This window comes from Ensifer sp. M14, from assembly GCF_003355565.1.
In the GTDB taxonomy this organism is placed as follows: Bacteria; Pseudomonadota; Alphaproteobacteria; order Rhizobiales; family Rhizobiaceae; genus Ensifer.
The window spans coordinates 394233-414067 of sequence record NZ_QJNR01000018.1 but is presented as its reverse complement, the minus strand read 5'-3'; the positions used below and the strand labels follow the sequence as shown (position 1 = coordinate 414067).

16 protein-coding genes are annotated in these 19835 nt (G+C 61.9%); 13 read left to right on the top strand and 3 right to left on the bottom strand.

The features are described from left to right. Window positions 1-139: 139 nt before the first annotated feature. On the top strand, window positions 140-286 hold the full coding sequence (locus BLJAPNOD_RS35525) for a hypothetical protein (RefSeq protein WP_158556220.1): 147 nt from the start codon (window positions 140-142) through the stop codon (window positions 284-286). A gap of 570 nt (window positions 287-856) precedes the next feature. Next, window positions 857-1645 carry a pentapeptide repeat-containing protein gene (locus tag BLJAPNOD_RS34435; protein WP_077498950.1) on the top strand — a complete coding sequence of 263 codons (789 nt, stop codon included), beginning with the start codon at window positions 857-859 and terminating at the stop codon, window positions 1643-1645. Window positions 1646-1673: 28 nt separating this feature from the next. Here BLJAPNOD_RS34435 and BLJAPNOD_RS34430 read toward each other — a convergent pair whose 3' ends face one another. Then, window positions 1674-2249, bottom strand: a complete 576-nt coding sequence (locus BLJAPNOD_RS34430) for a nucleoside 2-deoxyribosyltransferase (RefSeq protein ID WP_077498948.1) — start codon at window positions 2247-2249, stop codon at window positions 1674-1676. 211 nt (window positions 2250-2460) lie between these two features. On the opposite strand from BLJAPNOD_RS34430, the gene BLJAPNOD_RS34425 reads away from it, so the two are divergent. Then, window positions 2461-2880: an acyl-CoA thioesterase gene (locus BLJAPNOD_RS34425; RefSeq protein WP_077498946.1), complete on the top strand. Its 420-nt coding sequence runs from the start codon at window positions 2461-2463 to the stop codon at window positions 2878-2880. Between the two features lie 21 nt (window positions 2881-2901). On the opposite strand, the gene BLJAPNOD_RS34420 is transcribed toward BLJAPNOD_RS34425, so the two are convergent. Beyond that, window positions 2902-3861 carry a LysR family transcriptional regulator gene (locus BLJAPNOD_RS34420; RefSeq protein WP_077498944.1) on the bottom strand — a complete coding sequence of 320 codons (960 nt, stop codon included), beginning with the start codon at window positions 3859-3861 and terminating at the stop codon, window positions 2902-2904. A 140-nt stretch (window positions 3862-4001) separates the two neighbouring features. On the opposite strand from BLJAPNOD_RS34420, the gene BLJAPNOD_RS34415 reads away from it, so the two are divergent. The 9 genes from BLJAPNOD_RS34415 (at window position 4002) to BLJAPNOD_RS34375 (ending at window position 12544) form a co-directional block, all read left to right on the top strand. Then, complete coding sequence (locus tag BLJAPNOD_RS34415) at window positions 4002-4781, top strand: ABC transporter substrate-binding protein (RefSeq protein ID WP_077499079.1); 780 nt, start codon at window positions 4002-4004, stop codon at window positions 4779-4781. Window positions 4782-4852: 71 nt separating this feature from the next. After that, window positions 4853-5500: an amino acid ABC transporter permease gene (locus tag BLJAPNOD_RS34410; RefSeq protein WP_077498942.1), complete on the top strand. Its 648-nt coding sequence runs from the start codon at window positions 4853-4855 to the stop codon at window positions 5498-5500. A 13-nt stretch (window positions 5501-5513) separates the two neighbouring features. After that, window positions 5514-6173, top strand: a complete 660-nt coding sequence (locus BLJAPNOD_RS34405; protein WP_077498940.1) for an amino acid ABC transporter permease — start codon at window positions 5514-5516, stop codon at window positions 6171-6173. Further along, the gene (gene ehuA, locus BLJAPNOD_RS34400; protein ID WP_077498938.1) at window positions 6170-6934 is read left to right on the top strand and encodes an ectoine/hydroxyectoine ABC transporter ATP-binding protein EhuA; all 765 of its coding nucleotides are present in this window, start codon (window positions 6170-6172) and stop codon (window positions 6932-6934) included. The genes BLJAPNOD_RS34405 and ehuA overlap by 4 nt, the downstream gene beginning before the upstream one ends. Before the next feature lie 8 nt (window positions 6935-6942). Further along, entirely contained in the window at window positions 6943-8580 is a 1638-nt protein-coding gene (locus BLJAPNOD_RS34395; protein WP_077499077.1) for a N,N-dimethylformamidase beta subunit family domain-containing protein, read from the top strand. A gap of 12 nt (window positions 8581-8592) precedes the next feature. Next, on the top strand, window positions 8593-9960 hold the full coding sequence (locus BLJAPNOD_RS34390; protein ID WP_077498936.1) for an aspartate aminotransferase family protein: 1368 nt from the start codon (window positions 8593-8595) through the stop codon (window positions 9958-9960). A 10-nt stretch (window positions 9961-9970) separates the two neighbouring features. Further along, window positions 9971-10918, top strand: coding sequence for a 3-keto-5-aminohexanoate cleavage protein (locus tag BLJAPNOD_RS34385; RefSeq protein WP_077498934.1), 948 nt, complete (start codon window positions 9971-9973; stop codon window positions 10916-10918). Window positions 10919-10978: 60 nt separating this feature from the next. Further along, complete coding sequence (locus BLJAPNOD_RS34380) at window positions 10979-11482, top strand: GNAT family N-acetyltransferase (protein ID WP_244611206.1); 504 nt, start codon at window positions 10979-10981, stop codon at window positions 11480-11482. Window positions 11483-11512: 30 nt separating this feature from the next. After that, window positions 11513-12544 (top strand): histone deacetylase family protein, encoded by a 1032-nt coding sequence (locus tag BLJAPNOD_RS34375; RefSeq protein WP_077498932.1) that lies wholly within the window; start codon window positions 11513-11515, stop codon window positions 12542-12544. A gap of 29 nt (window positions 12545-12573) precedes the next feature. Here BLJAPNOD_RS34375 and BLJAPNOD_RS34370 read toward each other — a convergent pair whose 3' ends face one another. Then, window positions 12574-13524, bottom strand: a complete 951-nt coding sequence (locus tag BLJAPNOD_RS34370) for a LysR substrate-binding domain-containing protein (RefSeq protein ID WP_077498930.1) — start codon at window positions 13522-13524, stop codon at window positions 12574-12576. Window positions 13525-13860: 336 nt separating this feature from the next. Here BLJAPNOD_RS34370 and BLJAPNOD_RS34365 point away from each other — a divergent pair, with 336 nt between their 5' ends. Further along, window positions 13861-19728 carry an Ig-like domain-containing protein gene (locus BLJAPNOD_RS34365; RefSeq protein ID WP_244611205.1) on the top strand — a complete coding sequence of 1956 codons (5868 nt, stop codon included), beginning with the start codon at window positions 13861-13863 and terminating at the stop codon, window positions 19726-19728. Window positions 19729-19835 lie beyond the last annotated feature (107 nt).

Below are 19835 nucleotides of genomic sequence, written 5' to 3'. Positions count from 1 at the left end.
GGGACGAATTGTATGGATATTGCATGTTTTGTATCGGCAAGGCAAGCTCGCGTTACGTAACGTGTGGCATGGCATGGCATGGCATTGTCGGCCATCGACTGACTCTGCAATGCGCAGTCGAGAAATGTGGCGATCATTGTTGGCGAAGGACAAGGTTCATACTCTCGATCCTCTGAACGGGCGTGCCAGCGAACGCTACAAATTCATGGAGGCATTCTTGCAAATCAAGCTTGCCGCTGCGGGTCTGCTTGCTCTCGTTACCGGGCTGGTCCACTCCGTTCTCTGAGAAGTGTTGATCTTTCGACATCTGCGCAGCGGCCGGCTGGTCCCAAGGCGCGGTTGTGCGCTACTGACTGAACGGCATGTTGGGATATTGTGGGCAACGTGGCACCTGGCGACAGTGTTTGGCTGGGCCTTTGCCGGAATGCTCATCCAACTCGCCTTCAAACCACATCTTTCCTCGCCGCTCGGGCTTGTCGTGGCTGCCGCTGTCTTTGCAAACGCAGCCGGTGCCTTGCTCGCTCTCATCGGATCAAGGGGACTACACCCCGGGTGGATCGCCCTTTCGGCCGTTGCAGCGCTCACGTGGTTGAGTACGGCGGCGATATAGATCGGCCCTCAGCATTGATGACGGGCGCGGCGGGGGGAGGCGACGTCGCAGCGGACGAGAGCCCGCGCGTCTTTGCAGGCTGGCAAATCCTGATTGCCATGTCGCGCGGGTGTCATTTGCGCGAAGAGCAACAATGTCATACGCTTAAGCTGCGATGTGCTCTTCCGGCGACTGTGCTCGGCGACAAAGCGCGCACGCGAGAAAAGCAACAGAACCGGTCCACCTTAAGGGCCGTGGAGCAGCGCCATGCATATCCCCAATCAAAAGCCCATTCGTTCGTCCGTCGCAACTGGGGAGGGTGGCCTCAGCGACACCGTCGGCATCCAGCGCGCCATTCGCGCCTGCGGCAAAAACTCGGCCATCGGTCTGTCCGCATTGCTTGTGGTGCTCACATTTTCTGATTTCGCCAATGCAGCCAATTGCAAGGGACCGTCGGCGCCGGGTGCCGACTGGAGTGATTGCAACAAGAAACAACTGATGCTCGGCGGCATCGATCTCGAAGGCGGCAACCTGGCCAACACCGACTTCACGCTTACCGATCTCAGGGGCGCCAATCTCACGGCGGCCAATCTGGAGAAGGCGACGCTCGTGCGCTCATCGCTCGCCGGCGCCAGGGCTGACAAGGCGAACTTTGCCAAGGTCGAAGCCTATCGCAGCAGTTTTGCCGGCATCTCGGCCGAAGGCGCGTCTTTCAACAGCTCCGAGCTGCAGCGAACCAATTTCACAGGCGCCAAGTTGACGGGCGCCGATTTCGAGAAGGCTGAGCTCGGGCGCGCCAATTTCGACAAGGCGGTGATCACGGGCACGCGTTTCCCGATGGCCAATCTGTCGCGCGCCACATTCAGCGGTTCTACCTTTGAAGGTCCGCTCGATTTCACCGATGCCTTCATGTTCCTGACGCGGATCGAAGGTGTTGACCTGTCGGCCGCGACCGGGCTTGAGCAGGAACAGGTCAACCTGACATGCGGCGACACCGCCACCAAGCTGCCTGCCGGGCTATCCGTTCCGGCCAATTGGCCCTGCCCAGTCGACTAAGCCCGGTCGACTAAACGGGCTCGATCGCTCAGGTGAGGTGTTGCTTGGCGGCAATCGCCAGGCATTCCTTGAAGGCCTCAAGGTCTGTCAGGCGGTCCGCTTCCGCCACTTCGCGCTTCACGAAGGTTCCGCCGCGCGCAAGGATACCGCCGTCGAGCATCAAATTGTCGGACATGTCGAAATCCTCGATACTCACCCCGTCCGGACCGGCCATGCGACCGTCCGGACGCGCGGCGGCGTTTCCGCCGTAATGGCCGTTGAGAATGCGGTCGTAGTAGCTGCGCGAGGTGTTGGTGTAGGCATAGACATGGCGGCCACGGCCGCACATGAAACCGAGTTCGAAGACCGTGCCGACATCGGCGCTGATGCCGCGAAACGGCGTCAGATTGGCGATGATCATGTCGCTGGCCAGCATCATGCCTTCGTCGACACCGTAGATGGCGACGCCGCGGGCATGCTTGGTGTCGGCCGGCGGGATTTCCAGGTCGCCCGGCACCAGCGGTGTGAAACCGGCGGCACGGGCAAGTTCTGCCTTTCGCGCCTGGATCTGCACGGCGTTGCTGAGGAACACTTCAGGCCCGGCCAGATAGACTTTCACGATCATGCCTCCTTGCGCATTTTCGGGGCAGCCTAGGGAGATCGAAGGCAAGCGCCTAGCCTGCGTGTTCGTGCGGCCGGCGCTTACCCACTGATATTTCGATCGCTATCAGCACTGATCGCGGGAGTGGTCGTCGTTACCACGGCATGGACAGGCGGCTTCGTCATCCGCTATCTCTCAGCCGTTTTGTCCAGGCATCCTTCAGCGAGGTTCAGCAATGTCGAGCCAGCCTTTGACCACCTATGTCGGCGTTGCGCATCCTTGGATGTGCGACACGATGGGACACATGAACGTGCGCCACTATGCGGCAATGTTCGATGATGCCAGCTTCCAGCTGCTCGGCCATATCGCGGGGCTCGCGGCTGAAGGCGAGAAGGCCTGGGGCTGGGCCGATGTCCGGTCGGAAACGGAGTACAAACACGAAACCAAAGCCGGCACGCTGATCACCATCCGCTCGCGGGTCGTCAAGCTCGGCCGTTCCTCGGTGGCCTTCGAGCAGGTCATGTCGGGGACCCTCGACGACGTCGTTCATGCCGTCAACCGAACCGTGACGGTTCGCTTCGATCTTTCAGCGCGCACCGCCATGGCGCTGGAGCCGGCGGCCCGCGCCCGCGCAGAGACATTGCTTCAAGCGTGATCGGTCGCCATCCGCGCGTCCTCAGTCCGCATAGATCCGTTCTTCGGCCGGGGTCTCGGCGATGAGCGTCTGCAGCCCGGCAAGCAGCGCCTTTTCTGCGCGGTTCAACGCCTTGTCGGGGTTTGTCAGCAGAAAGATGTCGATTGCAGGCGGCGCCTCGTAAGGGGGCAGCCGCCAGAGCGCCCCGTCCGCCACGTCGCGACGCGCCACGTGCAGCGGTAACGGCCCGACGCCGAGGCCTGCCATGATCATGCGGCGCACCTCTTCCAGGCTCGAGGAGACACCAACGACGTTGGCATTGAGTTTGGCCTCGCTGCGCAGAAGCGCCACCGGCCGCAATGCATCGGCGATATGGTCCGTGTGGAACGACACCGAGGTCTCGCCCTTGAGGTCGGCGAGTTTTAATCCTTGCTTGCCGAACAGCCTGTGATGGGGCCCGCAGAAGAAGCCGAAGAACTCGCGGAAGACCAGCAGATAGTCCAGTGCCGGGTCGCGCACGCTGACGAGGCAGAGGCCGAAGGATGCCCGCTTCTCCCGCACCTGGCGGGTGACTTCGCCGCTTGCGGCGACCGAGATATTCAGCGTCGCGCGCGGATAGTCGCGATGAAACTCCATCAGCGCCCGGTCGAAGATCGGCGATACGACATGGCTGGCGACGGCGATCGTCACGTGCCCGGTCACGTCGTCGCTGACGCCACGCACCAGTTGCGGCAGTTGGGATATGGTCCCGAACACTTCGACGGCCTGCTCATAGAGAAGCTGGCCGACTTCCGTCAGGTCGAAGCGCGTCGCATCCCGCTCCACCAGCCGCCGCCCGACGCGGTCCTCCAGCCGCTTCAAAGCATTGCTGACGCTCGGTTGTTTGAGGTTCAGCCGCTCGGCTGCACGCGTGATGCTCTTGACCTCCGCGATCACCACGAAGGTGCGCAGCAGGTTCCAGTCGAGCTCCCAGACGAGCCGTTCGGATCGAGGTGTTACCATTCCTGAAATCTATGCCTTCTATTCCCATTATCTATTTGCGCAATGTTGATGCAAAAGCAATCATGACCTTCGTCGGACCCGAACTGTCCGTGCCAAGCGCACAAGAAGGCGCATTCCATCAGAGGAACAAGGAACATCTCATGAGAACCGTATTCTCCGGCCTTCTGGCCGCAACGATGGCTGTCGCAGCCACTTTTTCAGCCGCCCCGGCAAGCGCCGACGAACTGGAGGACATCAAGGCCGCAGGTGAACTTCGGATCGCGATGACCGGGCAGTATCCTCCGTTCAACTTCGTCAACGACAAGAACGAAGTGGTCGGTTTCGACCCCTCGATCGGTCAGGCGCTTGGCGAGCGTTTGGGCGTAAAGGTCAAGATCGTGACGACCGCCTGGGACGGGATCATCGCCGGCCTGCTTGCCAACAAGTACGATGCTGTCGTCGGCTCCATGACGATCACGCCGGAGCGCGACAAGGTGATCGATTTCGTCGGTCCCTATTATCGCACCGGCCGCGCCGTGTTCGTGAAGGAGGACTCTCCGATCAAGAGCCTGGACGAGCTGACGGAAAAGACGGTTGGCGTGACGCTCGGCGAAACGCATGAGAAATGGGCGCGGGAGCGGGGCGGTTGGGAAATTCGCACCTACAAGGGGCTGCCGGAGTTGCTGCTCGAGCTTAACAGCGGGCGCGTCGATGCGATCATCAACGACAACATTCCGGTGAAGGTCGCAATCAAGAGCGGCGAAAAGATCCGCCAGCTTGAGACCACGGAGATCTCGGGCGGCGAGCTTTTTGCCGGTATCGCGATCCGGCAAAACAATCCGGAGCTGCAGGCCGCGATGCAAAAGGCGCTCGACGACATCATGGCCGATGGCACCTATGAAAAGATCGCGATGGAATGGATCGGCAGCGACATCCGCTGATCAACCAAGAGGCATTTCCGGCCGCCGTCCAGGTGGTCGGGAATTTCTGATCTTTTCCTGGAGTTTCCCGAATGGATTTTTCGCTGATACAGCGCGTCTTCCCGTTTTTTGTGGAGGCAGCGTGGGTCACGATCGAGATTTCGGCGCTTTCGCTGGCCCTCGGACTTGTTGTCGCCTTTCTCGTGGCGGCGGCAAAGATGTCGCGTTCGCTGCCTTTGCGCGCCTTCGGTTCCGCATATGTCAGTCTGTTTCGCGGTACGCCCTGCCTTATTCAGTTGTTCGTTCTCTACTTCGGCGGGCCGCAGATCGGCATCAACCTCGAACCGTTCGCCGCCGGCGTGATCGGGCTTGGGCTGAACATCGGCGCCTACATGGCCGAAGCCATCCGCGGAGCAATCCTGTCGGTTGATCGCGGCCAGGCAGAGGCCGCCCGCTCCATCGGGTTCAGCCGGATGCAGACAATGCGCAAAGTCATTCTTCCGCAAGCCGCCCGCATGATGATCCGCCCACTCGGGGTCAATACGGTGGCACTCGTCAAGGGCTCGGCGCTGGTCTCGACGATTTCGGTTGTCGAGCTCACCTATACCGCGCAGCGGTTCATTGGGTCGACGTACAAGCCATTCGAGATCTTCGGCGTCGCCGCCGTGCTCTACATGATCATCATCTATGTCGTGGCGCGGATCGTCGATCTGCTCGACCGCCGCTACGCGATCGTGTGAGGAGGAGGAAACCTTGCAAGGTCTCGATTTCAGCGTCATACCTCCGTATGCGGACATTCTTTGGACTGGCGTGTGGTGGACTGCCATCCTCACAGTCTCGGCGGGGGCGATCAGTTTCGTCTTCGGTATTGTCTTCGCCGTCACAGTGCTTTACGCGCCTAAAATCGTCACGTGGCCGGTTCGGGCGTTCATGTGGCTGTTCATGGGCACGCCGCTGCTGCTTCAGCTCTTTCTGATCTACTACGGTCTGGGCCAACTTGACTTCAAGATCCCCGCTTTGGTCGCCGGCATCGTCGGGCTTGGGCTGCATTTCGCCGTGTACAACGCCGACGTCTTGCGTGCGGGTATCGTCGCAGTCGATGCCGGCCAGAGCGAAGGCGCGCGCAGTATCGGCTTCGGCAAATTTCAGACGTTGCGCTACGTCGTCGTACCGCAGGCCATACGCAACACCGTGCCTGCCATCGGCAACAACCTGATCGCACTGCTGAAGGAGTCGTCCCTGGTCTCGATCATCGGGATCGCCGAGCTCGTCCATTCGGCACAGCTGGCGATCAGCGAGACCTATCGGCCCTTCGAGTTCTACATCGTTGCCGCCGCTCTCTACTACATCCTAAACCTCGTGCTCGAAGCGGGTCTGCGCCGGGTCGAACAGAACGTGGAGGTATCACGATGACCGCCCAGCGACCCATGGTCGAAGTCAAAGGGGCCCGCAAGGCCTATGGCGAGCTTCAAGTCCTCAAGGGCATCGACCTGTCGGTCGACCGCGGCCAGATCGTTGCCATCATCGGACCCAGCGGTTCCGGCAAGAGCACGCTGCTGCGCTCGATCAATCATCTGGAAACCTTGAACGGCGGCGAGATCTGGCTCGATGGCATCAAGGTCAACCAGGATCTGCGCGGTCAGGCGTTCGAGCGCCATATCAATGCGGTGCGCCAGCAGATGGGCATGGTGTTCCAGCACTTCAATCTGTTCCCGCACCTGACGGTGATCGAAAACGTCACGATGGGGCCCGTTATCCTGAAGGGCATGGCGAAGGCGGCCGCGCGCGAACTGGCGGTCGAGCTTCTGTCGAAGGTTGGGCTGGCGGAGAAGGTCGATGCCTATCCCTCGCGGCTTTCCGGCGGCCAGAAGCAACGCGTCGCCATTGCGCGAGCACTGGCAATGCAGCCGAAGGTGATGCTCTTCGATGAGGCGACCTCCGCGCTCGACCCGGAACTCGTCGACGAGGTCAACGCTGTGATGAAGCAGCTTGCCGCCGAGCATATGACGATGCTGATCGTGACCCATGAGATGCGCTTTGCCGGCGAGGTCGCCGACCGTGTGCTGTTCATGGATGGCGGTGTCGTTGTCGAACAGGGGGCGCCAAGCGAAATTTTCCGCGAGCCGAAACAGGAGCGCACGCGAACCTTCCTGAAGAAGTATCTTGCGGCATGATGGATGCCATGAAGACGATCAGCAACCAGTTTCCCGATTTCGGGCTGACGCCGGAGCAACGCCGCGAAGCAGTGCTCGGCCACTACTACGAATACCCGGGGATGGATGGCGAGCGCGGCGAGATCTGGTGCTACACCGACGCCTACGCCTACCCGCCGGGCGCAACCGTCCGGCTTCAGGTGAGTTCGACCGCGGCCTTGTTCAACCTGGAGATCGTGCGGGACGGCGCCGTCGAAACACCTGTTATGACACGGCAGGGCATTGCTGCCCGCTGGCAGGATACGCCTGATCAATGCTCCGTGGTCGGCTGCGGCTGGGAGACGACGATTGAATTCCAGACGGATGCGAACTGGCCCTCTGGCGCCTACCGTATCACCCTGACGGCTGAGGGCCGCGATGGGGCGCCCATTCGCTGCCAACATCTTTTCATCGTTCGCCCCGAGGCTGGACGCAAGCCGGGCCGCGTGCTGCAGGTGGCGGCGACCGGATCCTGGACATCTTACAACACCTGGGGTGGATCGAACCACTATCAGGGCATCACCGGTCCCAACCGCGACCAGTATGCGACGACTGTCAGCATCGAGCGGCCGTTCTGCCGTGGCTTTGTCCAGTTGCCAATCGATGCGCCGCGGGTGCCGTTGGAAATCTATTCGCCGATGGCGGTAGCGCCGCGCTATCCCCACATGGAGTGGGCCTATGCCAACGGCTATTCCAAGAAATATGCCTCTTCCGGTTGGGCGAGCTACGACAGCCATTTCTTCCGCTGGGCTGAGCGTGAGGGCTATGCCGTCGACCTCGCCAGCCAGCACGAGCTGCACTTCAACCCGGAAATCCTCGACGGCTACGATTGCGTCGTCTTCGTCGGTCACGACGAATACTGGACCTGGGAGATGCGCGACGCGGTCGACACCTACGTCGAACGGGGCGGCCATGCAGCCCGCTTTGCCGGCAATTTCATGTGGCAGACGCGTCTGGAGGACGGTGGCAGGCGGCAAGTGTGCTACAAGTACCGAGCGCGCGCCGAGGATCCGGCCTGTCACTCTGCCGATCCGACACGCATGACCGGCTCATGGGAGGCGAAGGAAATCGGCCGTCCTGGCTCTTCAACCTTCGGGCTCATTGCCACGCGCGGGCTTTATGTCGGCTGGGGCGGTTGCGCCCCGCGCGGCGCTCGTGGCTTTCCGGTCTATCGTCCGGAGCATTGGGCTTTTGCCGGAACCGGTATCTACTATGGCGACATCCTCGGCGCTGAAGGCCATGCCTTCGGTTACGAGGTCGACGGCCTCGACTACATCATCCGCGGCGGCCTGCCGGAACCGACGAAGGACAGCGGCGCGCCGGACGGCTTGGAAATCCTGGCGCTCGGCATGTCGTCCCTGATGGAAGAAAGCGCCGACATTCCCGCCGACGATCAGTTCCTTTCCGACGCCGACGCCAAGTTCGTGGCGGAAACGCTGATCGGCGATGCGGGGGAGGCGGCAGTCGATCGCGTCAAGCGCGGCTGCGGCATGATCGTCAATTTCCCGCGCGGCAAGGGTGAGGTGTTCCACGCCGGCAGCTGCGAATGGGTGGCAGCCCTCAAACGCGGCGACGCGATGGTCGAACGCGTTACCGCCAATGTTCTCAACCGTTACCTCAAACGCTGACAGAGACCGGACATGCTCAAGACGACAGCCTCAAACGAACGGCCCGCTTCACACCTGTTCTACCAGTCGCGTCTGCGTCGGCCGCTGGTCGACCGGGCCGAGGGCATCTATCTCTGGGACCAGGATGGCCGTCGGGTGATCGACGGCTCCAGCGGCGCGATGGTGGTCAATATCGGCCATGGCAATCGCAACGTGCTCGAGGCGATGAAACGGCAGATGGACCGCGTGACCTTCGCCTATCGCCTGCACTTCGAAAACGAGCCGGCGGAAGAATTGGCCCGCCGTGCCGCCGAAAAACTGCCCGAGGGTATGGACAAGATCTTCTTCGTTTCCGGTGGGTCGGAGGCGGTCGAATCCTGCCTGAAGCTCGCTCGCCAATGGGCGGTCGCAACCGGCCAGAAGGATCGCTGGAAGGTGATCTCGCGCTTTCCGTCCTATCATGGCGGCACGCTCGGCGCGCTGGCGGTCACCGGTTATGCGGCTCTCTCCGATCCGTTCTCGCCGATGATGCGGGAAATGCCGAAAGTACCGGCGCCAACAGCCTATCTCGATCGCGATAACCTGACGATGGAGCAGCGCGGCATCAAGTATGCCGACATGCTGGAAGACAGGATACAGTCCGAAGGCCCGGAAAGCGTGCTTGCCTTCATCATGGAGCCGATCGGCGGTGCCTCGACCGGTGCGCTGGTCGCGCCTGACAGCTACTACAGACGCATCCGCGAAATCTGCGACAAATACGGCATCCTCCTGATCCATGACGAGGTCATGAGCGGCGCCGGCCGCACCGGGAAATTCCTCGGCGGCGATCATTGGGACTGCAAGCCCGACCTGATCGCGCTGTCGAAGGGCTTTGCCTCGGGCTATTGCCCGCTCGGTGCGATGGCGGCTCCGTCGAGGCTAGTTCAGCCCGTGCTCGACGCCGGTGGTTTCCAGCACGGCTTCACCTATGCCGGCAATCCTCTCGCCTGTGCTGCCGGACTGGCCGTATTGGATGAAATCGATCGGCTCGGTCTGATCGATAATGCCGCCGCCATGGGAGACGCGCTCAAGGCCGAACTGGTAGCTCTTTCCGAGCGCTTCCCGTTCATCGGCGACGTCAGGGGCAAGGGGTTGCTGCTCGCCGCCGAGTTCGTCTCGGACCGCGAGACGATGAAGCCGCTGCCGAAGGAATTGAATGCGCACCAGCGGGTCGTCGATCTCGCCTATGAGCGCGGATTGATTATCTATTCCAGGCGTACGCGCGGCGGTGTCGAGGGCGATCATTTCCTGGTCTGCCCGCCGATGATCATCACCCGGGAGCAGATCGGCGAGATCATTGCCATCCTCGGCGATGTGCTCGAACAGCTCGCCGCCGAACTCAATCTTCCCGTCAACCGTTGAGATCGCCATCATGACGAAAACCAAGACGTCGCACAGGAAGGTCATCATCACCTGCGCGGTGACGGGTTCGGTGCATACGCCGACCATGTCGCCCCATCTGCCGATCACGCCGGACCAGATCGCCTCGGAGGCGATTGCGGCAGCCGAGGCCGGCGCCTCGATCCTGCACCTGCATGCACGTAACCCCGTTGACGGCCGGCCTTCCGCTGACCCTTCGCTGTTCATGCAGTTCCTGCCGCGCATCAAGCAGTCGACCGATGCCGTCGTGAACATCTCGACCGGCGGTTCGTCCCTGATGACGCTTGAAGATCGCCTGGCGGCATCCTTGCAGGCCGAGCCGGAGATGTGCTCGCTCAACATGGGTTCGATGAACTTCGCCCTGTTTCCGGCGCTGGACAAACCGGCTGAATGGAAACACGCTTGGGAGCCGGAACTGTTGGAGGCGACGCGCGGCTCGATCTTCAAGAACACCTTTGCCGACATGGAGTTCATCCTCACGCGTCTCGGACAGGGATGCGGCACAAGGTTCGAATTCGAATGCTATGATGTCGGCCATCTCTATTCGCTGGCACATTTCCGCGACCGTGGGCTGGTTTCCGGCCATCTGTTCATCCAGTTTGTCTTCGGCATCCTGGGGGGCATCGGCGCCGATCCGGAGAACCTGACGCATATGAAGCGCATTGCTGACAAGCTCTTCGGCGACGACTACTCGTTCTCGGTGCTGGCCGCCGGCCGCCACCAGATGCCGATGATCACCATGGCGGCGGCGATGGGCGGCAATGTGCGGGTGGGGCTGGAAGACAGTCTCTACAATGGCCGCGGGCAGCTGGCGACCAGCAATGCCGAACAGGTCCACCGTATCCGTACGGTTCTTGACGCCTTGTCGCTGGAGGTTGCCACCCCTAAGGAAGCGCGTGATCTTCTCGGCCTCAAAGGCGGAGATCAAGTGGCGTTCTGACGCCTGGGCCCGGGCGGGGTTGCCTGCGGTCTGCAGCCGTCAGTATCGAAGGGGACGACCGTGACGACAACCAAGAGCTTGACCGCAGATATCCACATTCGCACCGGGGAGAACGGCGACGCGGATACAATACATGGCGCGATCCAGGCCATGGGCCGTGGGCTCGATATGGCGGGCAAGGTGACTTGCACGGCAGAGGATTACCGCCGCTTCGGCTTCGGTCCCGACGCTGCTTTCGGCAGTCTGATTGCCGAGGTCGATGGAGGGTTTGCCGGCCTTTGCCTGTTCTTTCCGATCTTCTCGACCTGGCGCGGGAGGCCGGGTGTGTTCGTGCAGGACCTCTATGTCGACGACCGCTTCCGTGGCCTCGGTATCGGCGAGCGCCTTCTGCGGGAGGTTGCTTCCTGGTCGAAGGCGCGGGGCGGGGACTATCTGCGGCTGGAGGTCGACGTGGAGAATATGGCCGCGCAGCGCCTTTACGAACGGCTCGGTATCACCTGGCAGACGAAGGATCGCGCGCATGCCGCCTATGGCGAGGCCTTCGTGGCTCTTGCCGGGGACTGAAAATTGGACGATGCAGGAACGGGAGACAGCATGAAAGCCTTCTACGCACAGGAACAGAAGCGACACAATCCGAAGGCTTTCCTTTCGAGCGGCGCGCCGCAGCCGAACCCGGAGCAGCCGGAGCGGGTCGAGCGGTTGCTCACCGGCGCCCGGGATGCCGGGTGCACCATCCTTCGCCCGCGCGATCACGGGCTCGGCCCGATTGCCGCGGTGCACACGCCCGAATATCTCGACTTCCTCGGGCATATCTACGCGCGCTGGCAGCGCATCACTGATGCCTCGGAGGAGGTCATTCCGAACATCCATCCGCTGGCCAGAGATGGCCGATATCCGGCTTCTGCCGTGGGGCAGGCTGGCTATCACATGGCGGACACAGCATGTCCGATTTCGGGAGAAACCTGGGAGAGCGTGCGCTGGAGCGCCTGGAGCGCTGTCGATGCCGCGGATGCGGTGATGTCAGGCGATCGCGCCGCCTATGCGCTCTGCCGCCCGCCCGGACATCACGCCTTTGCCGACGTCGCCGGCGGCTTCTGCTTCCTCAACAATTCCGCCGTCGCAGCGCAGCGCTTCCTGTCGAACGCTGACCGCGTCGTTATCCTCGACATCGACCTGCATCACGGCAACGGTACGCAAGGCATCTTCTACCAACGCTCCGACGTGCTGACGGTGTCGATCCATGCCGACCCGGTGCGGTTCTATCCCTTCTTCTGGGGGCACGCCGACGAGCGCGGCGAGGGGCCGGGTCTCGGCTACAATCTCAATCTGCCGCTTGAGCGCAAGTCCGGCGACGCCGAATTCCTGGCAGCTCTCGACGTCGCCTTCCGCCGCATCCGTGCCTATGCCCCGGACGCGCTTGTCGTGGCACTCGGCCTCGACGCCTTTGAAGGCGATCCCTTCGGCGGCCTCTCCGTGTCGACGCCTGGCTTTGCCAAGATGGGTGCGGCGATCGCCGGCCTGGGTCTGCCGACGGCCATCGTCCAGGAAGGCGGCTACCTCTGTGATGCGCTGTCCGCCAATCTGACCTCCTTCCTCACAGGCTTTGGCGCGGCTGCGAAGCTCTGAGGCTGATGTTACGTTAGGTGTCTGTTAATCTATTGCGTCAGCAATGATGTCGATGCAATTGTTTTAACGATATCTTTCCCGCGATGCTCCGGCAGATGGAACGTCTCGCCAGCGTCGGGAAGCAGTCGGCTTGCTTCGTCGATAAAACCGCGGATCAGCGGCAGATGGCGGCGCTCGGTGAGGCAGATCGCGTATTCGTCGATGACCTCTTTGGCGTCATCGATCGGCACGAAGGAAAGCCTGGCGTCGTGGCCGAATTCGAGGTCGGCGACCACCCCGAAGCCAACACCATTGGCGATGGCCTCGCGCACGCCTTCGCGCGAGGAGATCTCGACGAGCTGATGGATCGAGATGCCGTGGTCGGCAATGTTCTTCTCGAAGATTTCGCGGGTGCGCGAGCCGCGCTCGCGCATGACGAAGGAGAGACCTTCGAGCTCCTTCATCGTGACCCCGTCGCGCGCTGCCAACGGGTGGGATGACGGCACGCACAGGCCCAGCCGCATGCTCAGGAAGTGCACGCCGTGCAGGCGCGGATCATCGGGGATCTGCGCCGTGATCGCCACGTCGGCGCGATAGTCGATGATCTGGTCGATCACGCGGGCGGAGTTGTCGACGGCAAGGGAAAAGGTCAGTTTGGGCCGGTCGATCTTCAACCGCGAGAGGATCGGTAGCGCCAGGATGGGGCCGTCGGCCGCAACGCGCAGATGCCCGCCATTCACACCGGCTTCTCCCCGCAGGAAGGCATTGGCCTCCTTTTCCGCCTGGAACAGCCGCGAGGTGATCTCGAAGAGGCGCTCGCCATGGGCGCTGAGGCTGACGCCGCGTGCCTTTCGATCAAGCAGGTTCTGGCCGCAATCCGCTTCCAGTTCGCGGACGTGCTGCGACAGGGTCGACTGGCTGATCGCCATGTCGCGAGCGGCCTGGGAGAAGCCGCCGGACAGGGCGACGATGTGAAACGCTTTCAATTGTGTGATCGACATTGCTTCCGGTTCTGTTGCCTGCGGGCATGGCCTGTTGGATTGATACCGGCATCATTGTCGGAAAATCTCACAGGCACATGACACCCGCAGTCGTGACATCGGCCGGATGCCTCCGATAGGGGGTGAAACCGATGGCAGCCATCGGAAAACGCTATGGCCGTTTTACGTTTTGTTAAGCAACTGTCATCTGCGCGGTAAGCGCGGCGGCTAACGGTGACGCACGGCCAAGAGCCGATCCCGTTCATCTTTAGAGAGAAAGCCGACATGATTTCCTCCCCCAGTTCGATAGCGACGCCAATCCAATCTTCCTCCGATTGGCTTTTGAATATTCCGCGTGTGCAGGCCCAACAGGGCATTCTCGTGTCGCCCGGCGGCACCGGCAATGTTTCGTCCTACAGCCTCGTCTATGACGTCTATTTTCCGTCGGCGGGCTCCAGCGGCTGGATCCCGTTCCTGCAGACGGACATCACCAACACGTCTGATGGTGACATCTTCGGCAAGGTCGGCGGAGAGAGCTTCGGTCTCGGCATCAACAGCGACTATCGCGGCTCTGCAAAGCTGGATGCCTGGAACCGCATCGGTCTGACGATCGACAAGGACGCCAGCGGCGGCGTCTCGATGAAGAAATACATCAACGGTGACTTCGTCGCCGAGCAGAAGATGACGGGTTCGCTTGCCGCCCGCTTCACCATCGACAAGGCCAAGGGCTTCCTGATCTTCGCCGACGAAGATGGTGAAACCTCTAGCGGCTACCTCAGCAACTTCCTGTTCATCGAAAAGGTTCTGACCGGTTCGGAACTCTCGGCGCTCGGCAATGCCAAGCCGGAAGGCATTGTTCCGGATGCGCTGAAGGGCGATGCGCTGTCCTCAAACGGCACTGAATTCCGTTTCGGCGAGGGCTCGACCACGCCTGCATTCGGCCAGGGTTCCCTGAGCGGCCAAGGCACCACCGTGTCGACGACGACGCCGGCAACGGCCGGTATTCCGGCCGTCGGCCAGGACACGACGAACCCCAACCCCGGCTCCGTCGTCAAGACCTTGGCCATCAAGGACATGATGGTCACGCCGGATGCTGACAATGTGACGATCGACCTGTCGCAGCATTTCTCCGGCGAAAACCTGACCTTCACCGTGCAGAACAGCAAGGGCGAGGTGCTGAATGCCGCCCTCAGCAACGGCAACAAGCTGGTGCTGGATTTCGCTGCACTCGGCCACTCCGACATCCGCGTGACGGCAACCGACACTGCCGGCCACGTTGTCACCGACGACTTCCGCGTCCGCGTCGCCGGTGCGAACGCCTATACGATCGCCGTATTCCCGGATACCCAGGACTACACCTCCAACGATGGCATCAAGCACTTCTTCGGCGACATGACGCAGTGGCTGGTCGACAATCGCCAGAGCCACAACATCGTCTTCATGACCCATGTCGGCGACATCACCCAGAACAACCTTGCCGGCCAGTGGGACATTGCAGAAGCCGCCCTTCGCAAGCTCGATGGCAAGATCCCCTACGCGCTACTTCCGGGCAATCATGACCAGGCGAACGGCGGCAATGCGGCCGACCACTCGTCGATCCATCTTGATCAGCGTTTCTCGCCCGACAAGCAGACAGCGACCAATCCGGGCACCTTCGGCGGCGCCTACGATCAGGAGTTGATGAGCGCCCGCAACACCTACAGCACGTTCACGGCGCCCGATGGCACCAAGTGGTTGTCGATCTCGCTCGAGTTCGGTCCACGCGACGACGTCATCCGTTGGGCAGGCGACGTCATCGAGGCGCACCCCGATTATCGCGTCATGCTCGCTACCCACTCGCTGACGAGCTATGCCGGTCGCCAGGACAATCTGGCCCTTCCGCTCTACGACGAGGGTGCCGGTTACGACTACGGCATGCGCACCGACCAGCGCGGCGCCAATGACGGCGAATATGTTTCGCGCGAGCTGCTCGCCCGCTACCCGAACATCGTCATGACCTTTTCCGGTCATATCTTCGGCGATGGTGCTGAAACCGACATCACCTACAACCAGTATGGCGAGCCGGTCTTCCAGTTCCTGGTCAACTACCAGAACGGTGTATCACGCGAAATCACCGGTAACGGCAACGAAGCCAAGGGCAACAATGGCGGCAACGGCGCCATCCGCCTGATCACCATCGACCCCGACAACAACCGCATTTCCACCGAAACCTACTTCACCGGCTTTGACGACTACCTCGACGGCTTCCGCACCAAGCCGGAACTCGATCGCGACGGACTGACCGGCTACTATCGCGGCCACCAGGAAGTGTTCGAGAATATCGACGTCAGCGGCGGCAAGGCCCGCGCCATGGCCGAAGCCGGCGACGACATCATCGCCGACGCTTCTGCCGGCGCCTCATCCGCCAATGTCGCCCTTTCCGGCGCCAAGTCGCTGTTGCCGGCAAGCATCAAGAGCTGGGTATGGACCAATGAAAACGGCGACGTGGTGGCCGAAGGTAAGGACGCCAGAGCCGAACTCGAGCTTGGCAAGCACAAGCTGACGCTGACCACCACCGATTTCAACGGCGTCAAGACCAGCGACACCGTCGACGTGATTGTCCGCGGTGACCGCACCCTGCTGGTCGAGACCTTCAACGACGGCAACGCCAATGGTTGGGCGACCGATATCGGTGCCGCCAATGGCAACACCGGCAACTTCCTGCTCAAGGGAACGGTCTTCTCGCGGCCGACCGGAGCAACCGGGCTTGCGGCACCGGAGGCAGCACTCTTCGACCAGAGCGATGCCGCCCGCAACAAGCTGGTCTTTGTCGGCGAAGGCGCGTCTACCTGGACGGATTACGTCTTCGAGGCATCGCTGACGCAGCTCGACAACGACACGATCGGCGTTCTCTTCTACTACAAGGATGCCAACAACCACTATCGCTTCACGCTCGATGGCGAAACCAATCGCCGGCAATTGGTCAAGGTTGCCAATGGCATAGAGACCATCCTTGCATCGGTGAATGAAGGTTCGCCCTACAACATGGAAATCCCGCTGACGGTTGCCGTCACCGGCGGTGCCATCAACATCTTCCTCGGCGACAAAAATGTCTTTGCCGGACCGGTAACGGACGCCAATGCTCCGCTTACCGGCGGCACCGTCGGCCTCTATTCGAGCGGCCAGCGTGCTTCGGTCTTCGACGACATCGTCGTCACAAGGGCGGACACGACCGCAAAGGCCGGCATCGACCAGCGGACCTACGACATCGACGGCGACGGCAAGGCTTCCGTCAAGCTCGATGCCTCCGGCTCGTTCGGCCCGAAGCAATTGGTCGACTACGTCTGGACCGACCTTGCCGACAACGTCATTGCCAATGGCAAGACCGCCAACGTCAATCTCGACACCGGCGTCAACAAGCTGCTGCTCAAGGTGACGGCGGTGGACGGCTCGGTTTCGACCGACCGTGTCGATATCACCGTCGTTGACCGCACCAAGATCCTGGTTGCCGAAGACTTCTCGTCGCCGCAGTCGCTCTCCCGCTTCAATATCGTCGACGAGGGCGAACTTGGCGGCATCGGACCGGATGGCAAGGCATCCGAATGGCTGCTTACCGACGGCAAGCTGGTACAGACGACGGGGCTTGCGAGCCGCGAGCTGACTTGGAGCGGGGCAACCGCCGCGGATCTGTGGAAGCGCGGATGGAGCCCGCTTGGCGACGGCGTCAACGTCCTTCGTCTCGGCACCTACGCCTTGTTCAAGGACCCGGCTGCCCTTGCCTGGACCGACTATGCAGTCGAGGCAACGATCCAGACACCTGACAAGGACGGCCTCGGTTTCCTGTTCCGCTACAAGGACAACAAGAACTACTACAAGCTCGAGCTCGATGCCGATGGCATCCTCGACCGCAGCCCCGGCAATGGCGCCGGCAGCATCTTCAATCTCGTGCGCATGAAGAACGGGGTGGAGGAAATTCTGGCTCAGGTTCCGGGCAAGTATGAGCCGGGTCAGGCGATGAAACTGCGCGTCGAAGTCGTCGGCGGCAAGATCACCGCCTTCCTCAACGATGAGGCACTCTTTGCCTATCCAGTCGGCGACCGTGGTCTCGATGCGGGTACCTTCGGCCTCTATTCCTGGGGCAATGCCGGGCTCTCCTTCGATGATCTGACGGTCGTGGATCTGAAATCGGGCCTCGAAGGCGGCCAGGTGATCAACGGCACAAATGCCCGTGACATGCTGGTCGGTGGCGAAGCCGGCGAGACGATCTATGGCCTTGGCGGCAACGACACCCTCATCGGCAACGGCGGCGACGATCGCCTCGATGGTGGCGACGGCGACGATACGCTGTTGGGTGGCGCTGGGCGTGACGCGCTTGCCGGCGGCAAGGGCAACGACGTCCTGATGGGCGGCGAGGGTGCCGACATCATTGCCGGCGGTCTCGGCGACGACGTAATCGAAGGCGGTGCCGGCAACGACGTGCTGATCGGCGGCGACGGTTCCGATACCTACGTCTACGGACGTGGCGAAGGCTCCGATGAAATCGTCGAAACCGCGACCGCATCGGGCGACAGCGACGTTCTCGTGCTGCACGACATCGCTCGTGGTGAAGCCGTCCTGCACAAGTACGGCGAAGCCGTCGAGGTTGCATTTGCTAATGGCGAAAAGCTGACCCTGAAGGGCCAGCTGGCAGGCGGCGGCGTCGAGCTCGTCACCTTTGCCGACGGCACGGTGATGAACCGCGCGGCGATCGCCAATGGTCTCGTCAATCGGGGCCCGATTGCTGTAGGCGACACGCTCGCCACGATCGACGAGGACGCACCATCCTTCGTCATCCCGTTTGCGAGCCTGCTCGCCAACGACAGCGATGCCGATCTCGATCAGTTGAAGGTGACGGGCGTCACCTCGGTCGTCGGGGGCACTGCCACCGTCGAGGAGGGTGGCATTCGCTTCACGCCTGCTGCCAACTTCAATGGCGAAGCCTCCTTCCGCTACCAGATCTCCGATGGTCGCGGCGGCTCGAGCGAAGCCGGCGCCACCTTCACCGTCAAGCCGGTCAATGATGCGCCAATTGCATCGTCACTGACCGTCGAGACGAACGAGGATACATCGGTCAGCGGCACGATCGCGGCAACCGATATCGATGGCGATACGCTTGCCTACGCCGTCAAGACCGGTGCGGGCCCTGCCAGTGGCAGCGTTACACTCGACGGCACGACCGGCGTGTGGACATACACGCCAAACGCCAATGTCAACGGATCGGATAGCTTCACGGTTGTCGTGTCCGACGGCAAGGGCGGAAGTAGCGAAAGCACCGTCAGCGTCACGATCAAGCCGGTCAACGATGCGCCTGTGACCGTCGCCGACACGGGAACTGTTGCCGAGAACGAGACCGCCAGCTTCGACCTTGTTGCCAACGATAGCGATATCGAAGGCGACCGGCTGACGCTCGTCGGTTTCGCGGTCACGGCGGTTGCCGGTCTGGCGCTGACGAATGCTCAGGCGGCTGCGGCCTTCTCGATCGTCGACGGCAAGCTCGTCGCCGATCCGTCCTCCGCCTTCCAGGCGCTGGAAGACGGTGAGGCCGCCACGGTTACCGTCACCTACACGGTGCGTGACGCCCAGGGTGGGGAATCGACCGGTACGGCTACGATCAAGATCGACGGCTACACCGAGTACAACGTCGTCGAAGGCACCGACGGCAATGACACGCTCGTCGCCACCGACGCCAAGGACATGATCGAGGCGGGCAACGGAAACGACACGGTTCTGGCAGGCGATGGCAACGACTTGGTCGATGCGGGGGCAGGCAATGACCGAGTGGTCGCCGGCGACGGCAACGACGTGGTCGAGGGTGGTGCCGGCAACGACGTGCTTATGGGCGGCGGCGGCAACGACGTGCTCAGCGGCGGCTCTGGCAATGACCAGCTCAACGGCGGTGCGGGTAACGACACGCTGAACGGCGGCACGGGAAATGACGTGCTGACCGGCGGTGCGGGTGCCGACACCTTCGTATTTGCCGCCGGCGACGGTCGCGACGTCGTCCTGGACTTCCAGGCCGGGGCTGAAGGGCAGGACGTCGTCGTGCTTTCGAAGGATGTGTTCGCCGACTACCAGGCGCTCCTGTCCTCCGGCGCCTTCACCGACGGTGATGCCGGTGCGCAGATCGCGTTCGATGACGGGTCGTCCATCACCTTCAACGGTGTGAAAACGGAAAACTTCGTCATCGACGATTTCCGCTTCGCCTAACCATAGCGAGGGGGCGCACTATTCGGTGCGCCCCTCTTTCTCGCGGCGTAGGCTTCAGCCACTTCAAGCATGTCATCCCCTTGTGGTGCCTGCCTGCTACCGCCGCG

What these genes read in the sequence shown, in the direction of transcription:
- BLJAPNOD_RS34435 (WP_077498950.1), top strand. Translation starts at nt 857, where the DNA reads ATGCATATCCCCAATCAAAAGCCCATTCGTTCGTCCGTCGCAACTGGG.
- BLJAPNOD_RS34430 (WP_077498948.1), bottom strand. Translation starts at nt 2,249, where the DNA reads ATGATCGTGAAAGTCTATCTGGCCGGGCCTGAAGTGTTCCTCAGCAAC.
- BLJAPNOD_RS34425 (WP_077498946.1), top strand. Translation starts at nt 2,461, where the DNA reads ATGTCGAGCCAGCCTTTGACCACCTATGTCGGCGTTGCGCATCCTTGG.
- BLJAPNOD_RS34420 (WP_077498944.1), bottom strand. Translation starts at nt 3,861, where the DNA reads ATGGTAACACCTCGATCCGAACGGCTCGTCTGGGAGCTCGACTGGAAC.
- BLJAPNOD_RS34415 (WP_077499079.1), top strand. Translation starts at nt 4,002, where the DNA reads ATGAGAACCGTATTCTCCGGCCTTCTGGCCGCAACGATGGCTGTCGCA.
- BLJAPNOD_RS34410 (WP_077498942.1), top strand. Translation starts at nt 4,853, where the DNA reads ATGGATTTTTCGCTGATACAGCGCGTCTTCCCGTTTTTTGTGGAGGCA.
- ehuA (WP_077498938.1), top strand. Translation starts at nt 6,170, where the DNA reads ATGACCGCCCAGCGACCCATGGTCGAAGTCAAAGGGGCCCGCAAGGCC.
- BLJAPNOD_RS34395 (WP_077499077.1), top strand. Translation starts at nt 6,943, where the DNA reads ATGAAGACGATCAGCAACCAGTTTCCCGATTTCGGGCTGACGCCGGAG.
- BLJAPNOD_RS34390 (WP_077498936.1), top strand. Translation starts at nt 8,593, where the DNA reads ATGCTCAAGACGACAGCCTCAAACGAACGGCCCGCTTCACACCTGTTC.
- BLJAPNOD_RS34385 (WP_077498934.1), top strand. Translation starts at nt 9,971, where the DNA reads ATGACGAAAACCAAGACGTCGCACAGGAAGGTCATCATCACCTGCGCG.
- BLJAPNOD_RS34375 (WP_077498932.1), top strand. Translation starts at nt 11,513, where the DNA reads ATGAAAGCCTTCTACGCACAGGAACAGAAGCGACACAATCCGAAGGCT.
- BLJAPNOD_RS34370 (WP_077498930.1), bottom strand. Translation starts at nt 13,524, where the DNA reads ATGTCGATCACACAATTGAAAGCGTTTCACATCGTCGCCCTGTCCGGC.